We start from the raw sequence: 9,389 nt of genomic DNA, 5'->3' as shown, positions 1-9,389 counted from the left end.
GACGCCGGTCTGGGCCAGCCCCGCCGTCACGAGCAGGACGCGGCTGTCCACCCGGTCCGCGAGCCGGCCGGTCAGCGGCGCACCGGCCCGTGCCGCACCGGCTCGTCCGGCGGGCCGGTCACGTCGACCCCGGACGGACCGGTGACCGGCAGCGCGGCCCGCACCGCGAAGCCGCCGTCGGGCTGCGGGCCGGAGACGAGCGACCCGCCGGCGACGCGTACCCGCTCGGCGAGCGCGAGCAGCCCGCTGCCGTGCGACGGCGGGCCGGGCAGCGGGCCGGCCGGCGGCCGCGCGTTGACCACCGACACCTCGATCTGGTCGCCGCCGCGGGCGAGGCGCACGTCGACCGCGGCGCCCGGGGCGTACCGGGCCGCGTTGGTCAGCGCCTCGCGGACCACCCGGTGCGCGGCGAGCCGTACCCGCGCCGGCAGCTCGGCCGTGTCGGGGGGCGCCGCCAGCCGGACCGCCATGCCCGCCTCCCGGGCGCCGTCGACCAGCTCCGCGACGGTCTCCTCGGCGGGCCGGGTGGAGCTGGCGCCGCCCTCCTCGCGGAGCAGCCCGATGATCTCGTGCAGCCGCTCGGTGGCGGTCGCGACGCTGGCCCGCAGCTCCCCGGCGGCGGCCCGGTGCCGCGGGCCCAGATCGGCGGCGACCTCCAGGGCGGCGGCGCGCAACGCGATCAGGCTCAGGTCGTGGCCGAGCGAGTCGTGCATCTCCTGGGCGATGCGGGCCCGCTCCCGCAGCCGGATCCGCTCGGCGGCGCCGCGCTCCTCCCGGACCAACGCCTCGGCGTGCCAGCGGCCGGCCTCGTTCAGCTCGTGCTGCTGGCGCCGGTACCGGCCGACCAGCCACGGGAACACGCCGGCGAAGAGCAGCACCGAGGCGAGCAGGAACCAGGTGGCCGCGCCGGTGCCGAGCAGCCCCAGGTTGAGCGCGGTGCCGCCGGCCGCGAGCACGGCGAAGGCGACCGCGGCCGGCGCGGCGGTGGCGCTGCGGCGCCCGGCCAGGTAGCTGAACACCGGGATCGAGAAGAGGAAGTTGCCGTCCAGCAGCGAGCCGACCACCACCACGACGACGGCCGCCACCGGCCACCGCCGGCTCACCGCGACCGCCACGCCGAGCGACAGCAGCGCGCCCCCCGCCAGGGCGACGGCCCGCCCGGAGTGCGGCGGGGTGACGCCCGCGTACCCGATCGGGGCGGCGGTCACCAGCCACAACAGCACGTCACCGGCCCGCCGCCGGGCCTCCGCCCGGGACCACCACCCACCGCCCCGCCCGCTCTCCACGGCGGCCAGGCTACCCAGGGCCGACGCGGGCGGGCACCGACGAAAGTCAGGTGCTCAGCTGATCTCCTCGGCCCAGGCGCGCCAGTCGTCGAGCACCCCGTAGAGCGCCGGCGTCAGCCAGCCCGGCGCGGAGCGCCGGAACACCCCCGGATCCATCGATCCGGCGCCCGCCGGCAGCGCGCCCAGCAGATTCGGCACCAGCTCGGTCAGGTTGGCCCAGTGCACCAGCTCCGGGTCGGCCGGCCAGGCGCCGATCACCACGCCGGCCGGCACCGCCCGCCGCTCCAGGGCCTCCAGGGTGAGCGCCGTGTGGTTGAGGGTGCCCAGCCCCGCCCGGGCCACCACCACGGCCGGGGAGCCCAGCGAGACCGCCAGGTCGGCCACCGTCCAGGGCTCCCCCGACGGCCGCAGCCCCATCGGTACGAGCAGCCCGCCGGCGCCCTCCACCAGCACCAGGTCGTGCTTCTCGGCCTCCTCGCGGACGGCGTCGACGGCGGTGTAGAGCTCCAGCGGCTCCAGCTCGGCGACGCGGGCCGCGGCCAGCGGGGCGAGCGGGTCGGGGAAGCTGGCCAGGGTGCGGCCGGTCAGCGGGGCGGCCAGCCGGTTGACGGAGTCGACGTCGCCGGGCTCGCCGCCGGCCGTACCGGTCTGGCCCGGCTTGACCACCGCGACGCGTAGGCCCGCGGCCTGCGCGGCGGCGGCGGTCGCCGCCGTCACCACGGTCTTGCCGACCTCGGTGTCGGTGCCGGTCACCAGCACCGGCCCCCGCCAGGGCACCGTCACCGTGTCGCCTCGGTTCGCGACTGCGGGGCTCGCAAGACCGGCTCACTCCTCGCGCTCACGGTGCACACTCCACGATGGTCTCCAGGGCCCGCTCGAAGTCCCGCCGGGGCACCCCCGCGCTGATCGTCAGCCGCAGCCGCGACCGACTGTCGGGCGTGGACGGCGGGCGGAAGCAGCCGACGGCCACCCCCCGGTCGCGGCAGTCGGCCGCCCACGCCGTCGCCGCCTCCGGCCCGGGCGCGGCGACCGAGACGACCGCCCCGTCGGGATCGGAGACGGTCAGGCCGGCGGCGGTCAGCCGGCGCACCACGAGGGCGGCCCGCTCCGCCAACTCGGCGCGCAGGTCGTCGCCGGCGCGGGCCAGGCCGACGGCGGCGTGCACGCCGGCCGCGACGGCCGGGGGCAGCGCGGTGTCGAAGATGAACGTCCGCCCGGTCTCGATCACGTGCCGGACGAACTCCGCCGGCCCGGCGACCACCCCGCCCGCCCCGCCGAGGGCCTTGGACAGGGTGGCGGTGACCACCACGTCGGGCTGGCCGGCGAGGCCGGCGGCGGCGACGCCCCCCGCGCCCGCCGGACCGGTCACCCCGAGGGCGTGCGCGTCGTCGACGAGCAGCAGCGCGCCGTGTTCCCGGGCGACGGCGTGCAGGCGGGCCAGCGGGGCGAGGTCGCCGTCGACGGAGAAGACCGACTCGGTGACGACCACCGCCGGCCGCCCGGGCGCGGCGGCGAGCGCGGCGGCCACCGCCGCCACGTCGCCGTGCGGCGTCACCACGGTCTCCGCGCCGGAGATCCGGCAGCCGTCGATCAGCGAGGCGTGGTTGTGGGCGTCGGAGACGAGCAGCGTACGCGGCCGCGTGAGCGCCCGGACGGCCGCGAGGTTGGCCAGGTAGCCGGACGAGAACACCAGCGCCCGGTCGGCGCCGAGCCAGTCGGCGAGGGCGTCCTCCAGCGCGTGGTGGGCGTCGGTGGAGCCGCGCACCAGCCGCGACCCGGTGGCGCCCAGCCCGTACGCCGACAGCGCCCGCGCCGCCGCGGCGGTGACCTCGGGGTGGGCGGCCAGGCCGAGGTAGTCGTTGCCGGCCAGGTCCACCACGGCGTCGCCGGCGGCCCGGGGCAGCAGCCGGCGGGTCAGTCCCGCCTTCGCGCGCAGCTCGGCGCGGCGGTCGAGCGCCGTCAGCCAGTCCGCCACCGTCACCCCCCACGCTGCCCGCGCCGACCCTCGTCGGCCGCTTCCGCCGGGCGAAATTACCACCCGCCCGTCGCGGCCCGGCGTGTCCACCCCGCCGTCGCGGGCCCGACACGCGGGGCGTTCTCCCCGCTCGGGCGGCCTTGTAGGGTACGAGCCATGCCAGAGATCCTCGACCAGGCCCGAACCCAGGTGCTGGAGAACGGCGTCGGTCTCGACGAGGCCGGTGTCCTCGCCGTGCTGAACCTGCCCGACGAGCACCTGCCCGCCGCCCTCCAGCTCGCCCACGAGGTGCGGATGCGCTGGTGCGGCCCCGAGGTGGAGGTCGAGGGCATCGTCTCGCTGAAGACCGGCGGCTGCCCCGAGGACTGCCACTTCTGCTCGCAGTCCGGCCTGTTCACCTCGCCGGTGCGCTCGGTCTGGCTGGACATCCCCTCCCTGGTCGAGGCGGCGAAGCAGACGGCCGCGACCGGCGCCACCGAGTTCTGCATCGTGGCCGCCGTGCGCGGCCCCGACGCCCGGCTGATGAAGCAGATGCGCGAGGGCGTCGCCGCGATCAAGGCGGAGGTCGACATCCAGGTGGCCGCCTCCCTGGGCATGCTCAGCCAGGAGCAGGTCGACGAGCTGGTCGAGATGGGCGTGCACCGCTACAACCACAACCTGGAGACCTGCCGCTCCTACTTCCCCAACGTGGTCACCACGCACTCGTGGGAGGAGCGCTGGGAGACCCTGCGGATGGTCCGCGAGTCGGGCATGGAGGTCTGCTGCGGCGGCATCCTCGGCCTCGGCGAGACGGTGGAGCAGCGGGCCGAGTTCGCCGCGCAGCTCGCCGAGCTGGACCCGCACGAGGTGCCGCTGAACTTCCTCAACCCCCGCCCCGGCACTCCGCTGGGCGACCGGCCGGTGGTGGAGGGCAAGGACGCGCTGCGCGCCATCGCCGCGTTCCGGCTGGCGATGCCGCGCACCATCCTGCGGTACGCGGGCGGCCGGGAGATCACCCTCGGCGACCTGGGCACCCGCGACGGCCTGCTGGGCGGCATCAACGCGGTGATCGTCGGCAACTACCTGACCACCCTGGGCCGGCCGGCGACGGCCGACCTGGAGCTGCTCGACGACCTGAAGATGCCGGTCAAGGCGCTCTCCGCGACGCTGTGACCAGCCCGGTGACGACGAGTGACGCGGTGCCGGCGGCCGACGCGACGTCGGCCGCCTGGTGCGACCGCTGTGGTGAGGCGGCGGCGGGCCCGCACGACGCGTGCGCGGCGGCCCGGGTGCTCGAGCCGCCGCGCTTCTGCGCGCACTGCCGCCGCCGGATGAAGGTGCAGGTGCTGCCGGTCGGCTGGGCCGCCGTCTGCGTCGAGCACGGCGAGATCCGGGGCTGACGGCGATGCTGCGGGGCCGGGCGGTGACCCTGCGGCCGGCGACGGCCGGGGACGTGCCGGCGCTCGCCGCGATCCGGGCCACCCCGGAGGTCCGGCGCTGGTGGCGCGGCGGCGACGACCTCGCCGCCGCCGTCCGCGCCGACCTCGCCGACGGGTCCCTTTCCGTGTACGCGATCGAGCACGGCGGCCGGGTGGTCGGCGCGATCCAGTGGTACGCCGAGGACGACCCGGACTACCGGCACGCCAGCATGGACGTCTTCCTCGACCCGGCCGTACGCGGCGCGGGGCTGGGCGGGGACGCGATCCGCACCCTGGTCCGGCACCTGATCGACGAGTACGGCCACCACCGGTTCACGATCGACCCGGCGGCGGCGAACACGGCGGCCGTCCGGGCGTACGCGAAGGTCGGCTTCCGCCCCGTCGGGGTGCTGCGCCGCTACGAGCGCGGCGAGGACGGGCGGTGGCACGACGGGCTGCTGATGGACCTGCTCGCCGACGAGCTGGCCGACTGACCGTCCGGCGGCTGACGCCGCCGGTTGCGAGGTGGTCGAGGCGGCTACAGCTGACGCAGGGCACCACCGTCGATGCTCCACTCGGCGCCGGTGACCTGCCCGGCGCGTGGGGACAGCAGGTGGGCGATGACGCCGGCCACCTCCTCCGGGGTGCCGAGGCGGCCCGTGGGCAGGCGGCGTTCGGTGCGGACGAAGTGCTCCACGGCCTCGTCGGCCGGCAGGTCGAGGCGCCTGGCGAGCTGGTCGGCGAAGCCTCCGGGCGCGTCGAACAGGGCCGTCCGGGTGGGACCGGGCGAGACGACGTTGGAGCGGATGCCGCTCGGCCCGAGGGAGGTGGCCAGGGACTTGGACACCGACAGCAGCGCCGCCTTCGCGGCGGCGTAGTCGGCGATCGAGGCGTCGGGGAGCCGGGCGGCCTCGCTGGCGACGTGGACGATGCTGCCGCCGTCGGGGTTCGCCGCCAGCAGGGGCAGGGCGGCGCGGGTGAGCCGTACGGCGGCGTGCAGGTTGAGTTCGAAGGTGGCGTGCCACTGGTCGTCGTCGATGTCGGCGAAGCTGTCGCGGGAGACCAGGGCGGCGGCGTTGTTGACCAGGCCGTCCAGCTTTCCGTGCCGGTCCAGTACGTGGGCGACCGCCCGGGCGGCGGCCTCGCGGTCCGTGAGGTCGGCGCGGTGCAGGTCGACGGTCTCCGGAAGGGCGCGGGGGTCGGCCCGGCCGCGGGCGACGGCGATCACGCGGGCTCCCTCGTCCGTCAACAGGCGGGCGGTGGCCAGGCCGATGCCGCTGGTGGCGCCGGTGACGAGGATGACCTTGCCGGTGAGCTGCAGATCCATGATCTTTCCTTCCGGGGAGGGATGGGAGGGATGACCCGAGGGGCGAACGGTGCGCCGTCCGCCCCTCGGACGCCGGTCGAGCCGACCCGCCGGAGTCGACGGGCCGACCGGCGGGGTGGCGGGCCGACCGGCCCGGGGGTGGCCGAGCCGGTCGGCGGGTCGGATCTCGGTCGAAGGGTGGCCCGTGGCCGGGGGTGCCCCGCGTCGGGCGCGGCCGGCCGGGGGTCGCGTTCAGGCGCGCCTGGCCCGCAGGAAGACGGCGGCGATGAGGACCCCGAGCGCCACCAGGGCGGCGTTGACGGCGATCGCGACGGTGACGCCGTCCAGGATCGCGGCGGCGGTGGTCGCGCCTGCGGTGACCGCCGTGACGATCGCGGACATGATCGGGGTGCCCATGGTGATGCCGACCTGCTGCGACATGGTGGCCAGGCCGGTGGCCAGGCCCTGCTCCCGGTCGGGCAGCCCGCTGGTGGCGGTGACCATGAAGCCGACGATGACCAGCATGTTGCCGACGCCGCCGAAGAACGTGGCGGGCAGGAGCAGCGCCATCGAGGGGGCGGTGCCCGCGCCCAGGAAGATCAGCGCCGCGGTGAAGACGGCCTGGATCAGGCCGCCCGCGACCAGCGTGGTCAGGGTGGAGGTCCGGGCGATCACCCTCGGGGCCAGCAGTCCGCCGACCACGGTGCCGAGGCCCAGGACGCCGAAGGAGATCCCGGCGACCAGGGCGGAGAAGCCGAGGGTCTTCTGCATGTACAGGGTGAGCAGGTAGACCAGCGAGGTCTCGGTGACGAAGGCGAGCAGCCCCAGCGCGTTGCCCCAGGCCACGTTGCGGCGACGCAGCACCCCCAGCGGGACGAGCGGCTGGGCCACCTTCCGCTCGACGAGGTAGAACACGACGAGCAGCAGCGCGCCGGCGACCAGCCCGGTCAGGGCGTGCGGGTTGGTCCAGCCGTGCTCGCCGGCCTGGGTCAGACCGTAGACGAGCCCGAGCAGGCCGAGGGTCACCGCGAGGGCGCCGGGCAGGTCGAGCCTCGGCCGGCCGGCCGGCTTCGACTCCTGGATGACCGAGGGAGCGACCAGCAGGACGGCGAGGGCGACGGGCACGTTGATGAAGAAGGCCCAGCGCCAGGACAGCACGTCCGTGAGGACGCCCCCGAGGATGGCGCCGGTGGTGAATCCGGCGGACATCAACGCGCCGCTGAGGCCGAGGGCCTTCTGCCGCAGCGGGCCCTCGGGGAAGGAGGTGGTCAGCAGGGACAGGCCGGCGGGGGTGGCGGCCGCGGTGGCCAGGCCCTGGAGGACGCGGGCGACGATCAGCACCTCGGGGCTGGTGGTGAGCCCGCCCACGAGGGAGGCCACCCCGAGCAGGCCGATGCTGCCGAGGAAGATCCGCTTACGGCCGACCAGGTCGCCGATGCGGCCGAAGAGGAGGGTGAACCCGGCCGCGCTCAGCGCGAACGAGGTGGCGATCCACTGGAGGTTGGACAGCGAGAAGCCGAGCCCGTCGCCGATTGCGGGCAGCGCGACGTTGAGGATCGAGAAGTCGACGGCGAGCATGAACTGGGTGACCAGCAGGACGGCGAGGACCAGCCGGAGCCGGCCGGTCAGCCGGTGCGGGACGGCGGGGGCGAGGGGCGCGGTGCGCGGCGACGCGACGGTGGTTGCGGACATGACCTTCGTTTCGTTCGGTCCGCCGGGTCGGAACCGGCGGAGGAGGCGGCGGGGCCCGGGAACGATCGGACCACTTAACGGGACTGCGATCCCGTTACGTCGCAGACCGTACCACCCCGGAGAGCCGTAACGGAACCACAATCCCGATAAGGTGTTCTGTGGCATCGTGAAGCGCCGCACGAAGGAGATCCGTTCCATGGCTGACACCCCCGCCCCCGGCACCGTCCGGCCCGGTGGCCGCACCGCCCGCGTCCGCGAGACAGTCCTCCAGACGGCCGCCGACGTGCTGGCCGAGGCGGGCTTCGAGGCGCTGGACCTGGCCGAGGTCGCCCGCCGGGCCGGGGTCGGCCGGACGACGGTCTACCGCCGCTGGGGCACCTCCGGCACGCTCGCCGCCGACCTGCTCGACGACATGGCCGCGCAGTCCCTGCCCCGCACCGACACCGGCTCCGTCGAGGGCGACCTGCGCGCCAACGCGCGCCTGGTGGTCCAGACCCTCACCGACCCCCGGCAGGGCCGGCTGTTCAAGGCCCTGATCGCCGCCTCACTCTGCAACGAGCAGGCCGCCGAGGCGCTGCACCGCTTCTACACCACCCGCATCGAGGAGTGGGCCGGCTGCGTCACCGACGCCGTCCACCGCGGCGAAATCCCCGCCGGCACCGACGCCCGTCGCGTCATCGCGGCGGTCTCCGCCCCGCTCTACTACGCGCTGCTCAACACGGGCGCGCCCCTCACGGAGGCCGACGCCCACGACGCCGCGGACGCCGCCCTCGCCGCGGCGCGCGCCGGGGTCTGGGTGACCGCCGCCGACCAGCCCCGGTAGGGGTCGCCGGAGCCCTCACCCGTCCCAGACGAGGTTCCCGTCGGCCACGGGGCGGGCGCCGTCGGCGGGGCGGTGCGGGGCGAGCCGGCCGTCGGGCATCAGGTGGCGCACCGGCACGCCGCGACCCAGCACGGCGACGTCGGCGATGAGCCGCCGGTGGCAGCGCCACCAGACGCTCTCGCTGCACATCACCGCCGTGGTCCGGGCCGCCGCGTCGGCCAGCACCGCGTCCAGCGCCGCCCGGAAGTCGGCGGTACGGGTGTACGCCGCGTACGCCCGGAAGGCGGCCACGGTCCACCAGGTGTCCGGCTCGTCGACCCCGGCCGGGGTGTGCCGCCGGCCGCCGAGGCGCTGCTCCCAGCGGTAGTCCACGCCGGCCGCCGGCAGCCAGCGGGCCAGCTCCTCCCGGCGTACGTCGGGATTGGTCCGGCTGGCCGGAAACCGCCGCACGTCCACGACGAGCGCGACCCCGGCGGCCGTCAGCAGCTCCCCCAGCCGCGCCCGGTCCGCGGCCCCGTGTCCCACCGTCACCAGCTCCACGAGAAGAGGAATGCCCCGAATCCCGGCCGGCTACCGCCCGGGATGCCCGCGCGGGGCGGCGGGCGGCGCGGCCGGCGGCGAGGCTGCGAGGGTGTACGCCGACCCACCGGCCGACGGGGCCGACGCGCTCGACTGGCTGGCGTTCGAACAGGCCGGCGTCGTCACCACCGCCCAGGCGACCCGTTCGCTGACCGAGATCGACGGGGCGCACCACATGGACGTGCGGCACTGGGCGGCCGACATGAGACGCCAGAACGACGTCTGGACCTCGGGGAAGGAAGAAGACCGCGCAGGCGATGCCGACCCGCAGGTCGGTGGCGAAGGCCACGAGGCTGACGATCACCGCGCCCAGGGTCGCGCCGATCTGCGG

10 protein-coding genes and 1 pseudogene are annotated in these 9,389 nt (G+C 76.1%); 5 read left to right on the top strand and 6 right to left on the bottom strand.

Annotated elements, in window-relative coordinates; translation table 11 throughout:
* Positions 1-71: 71 nt before the first annotated feature.
* The 3 genes from ACWENR_RS27330 to ACWENR_RS27320 form a co-directional block, all read right to left on the bottom strand.
* Positions 72-1,286 (bottom strand): sensor histidine kinase, encoded by a 1,215-nt coding sequence (locus tag ACWENR_RS27330; protein ID WP_452279818.1) that lies wholly within the window; start codon positions 1,284-1,286, stop codon positions 72-74.
* Between the two features lie 54 nt (positions 1,287-1,340).
* Positions 1,341-2,045 (bottom strand): dethiobiotin synthase, encoded by a 705-nt coding sequence (bioD, locus tag ACWENR_RS27325; RefSeq protein WP_452279819.1) that lies wholly within the window; start codon positions 2,043-2,045, stop codon positions 1,341-1,343.
* Positions 2,046-2,124: 79 nt separating this feature from the next.
* On the bottom strand, positions 2,125-3,261 hold the full coding sequence (locus ACWENR_RS27320; RefSeq protein WP_452279817.1) for an 8-amino-7-oxononanoate synthase: 1,137 nt from the start codon (positions 3,259-3,261) through the stop codon (positions 2,125-2,127).
* Positions 3,262-3,417: 156 nt separating this feature from the next.
* Here ACWENR_RS27320 and bioB point away from each other — a divergent pair, with 156 nt between their 5' ends.
* From bioB to ACWENR_RS27305, 3 genes are read left to right on the top strand one after another with little or no spacing between them, the layout of a single operon-like run.
* Positions 3,418-4,413 (top strand): biotin synthase BioB, encoded by a 996-nt coding sequence (gene bioB / locus ACWENR_RS27315; RefSeq protein ID WP_452279816.1) that lies wholly within the window; start codon positions 3,418-3,420, stop codon positions 4,411-4,413.
* An 8-nt stretch (positions 4,414-4,421) separates the two neighbouring features.
* Positions 4,422-4,640 carry a biotin synthase auxiliary protein BsaP gene (gene bsaP, locus ACWENR_RS27310; protein WP_452279815.1) on the top strand — a complete coding sequence of 73 codons (219 nt, stop codon included), beginning with the start codon at positions 4,422-4,424 and terminating at the stop codon, positions 4,638-4,640.
* Between the two features lie 5 nt (positions 4,641-4,645).
* Positions 4,646-5,152, top strand: coding sequence for a GNAT family N-acetyltransferase (locus ACWENR_RS27305; RefSeq protein WP_452279814.1), 507 nt, complete (start codon positions 4,646-4,648; stop codon positions 5,150-5,152).
* A 44-nt stretch (positions 5,153-5,196) separates the two neighbouring features.
* Here ACWENR_RS27305 and ACWENR_RS27300 read toward each other — a convergent pair whose 3' ends face one another.
* Positions 5,197-5,985: an SDR family NAD(P)-dependent oxidoreductase gene (locus ACWENR_RS27300; RefSeq protein ID WP_452279813.1), complete on the bottom strand. Its 789-nt coding sequence runs from the start codon at positions 5,983-5,985 to the stop codon at positions 5,197-5,199.
* A 231-nt stretch (positions 5,986-6,216) separates the two neighbouring features.
* Complete coding sequence (locus ACWENR_RS27295) at positions 6,217-7,656, bottom strand: MFS transporter (protein ID WP_452279812.1); 1,440 nt, start codon at positions 7,654-7,656, stop codon at positions 6,217-6,219.
* Positions 7,657-7,852: 196 nt separating this feature from the next.
* On the opposite strand from ACWENR_RS27295, the gene ACWENR_RS27290 reads away from it, so the two are divergent.
* Entirely contained in the window at positions 7,853-8,479 is a 627-nt protein-coding gene (locus tag ACWENR_RS27290) for a TetR/AcrR family transcriptional regulator (RefSeq protein ID WP_452279811.1), read from the top strand.
* Positions 8,480-8,494: 15 nt separating this feature from the next.
* Here the strand turns inward: ACWENR_RS27290 and ACWENR_RS27285 are convergent, their stop codons facing one another.
* The gene (locus tag ACWENR_RS27285; RefSeq protein ID WP_452279810.1) at positions 8,495-9,010 is read right to left on the bottom strand and encodes a DUF488 domain-containing protein; all 516 of its coding nucleotides are present in this window, start codon (positions 9,008-9,010) and stop codon (positions 8,495-8,497) included.
* A 100-nt stretch (positions 9,011-9,110) separates the two neighbouring features.
* On the opposite strand from ACWENR_RS27285, the pseudogene ACWENR_RS27280 reads away from it, so the two are divergent.
* A pseudogene (locus tag ACWENR_RS27280) lies at positions 9,111-9,389 on the top strand (hypothetical protein); the annotation flags it as partial.

Source organism: Micromonospora sp. NPDC004336 (assembly GCF_053602615.1).
Note: the sequence above shows the minus strand (reverse complement) of the source record. Positions and strands in the feature narration are given on the sequence as shown.

Bases quoted from the DNA above. Each gene is read 5' to 3' on its own strand.
- ACWENR_RS27305 (WP_452279814.1), top strand. From the start codon at position 4,646: ATGCTGCGGGGCCGGGCGGTGACCCTGCGGCCGGCGACGGCCGGGGAC.
- ACWENR_RS27290 (WP_452279811.1), top strand. From the start codon at position 7,853: ATGGCTGACACCCCCGCCCCCGGCACCGTCCGGCCCGGTGGCCGCACC.
- ACWENR_RS27300 (WP_452279813.1), bottom strand. From the start codon at position 5,985: ATGGATCTGCAGCTCACCGGCAAGGTCATCCTCGTCACCGGCGCCACC.
- ACWENR_RS27295 (WP_452279812.1), bottom strand. From the start codon at position 7,656: ATGTCCGCAACCACCGTCGCGTCGCCGCGCACCGCGCCCCTCGCCCCC.
- bioB (WP_452279816.1), top strand. From the start codon at position 3,418: ATGCCAGAGATCCTCGACCAGGCCCGAACCCAGGTGCTGGAGAACGGC.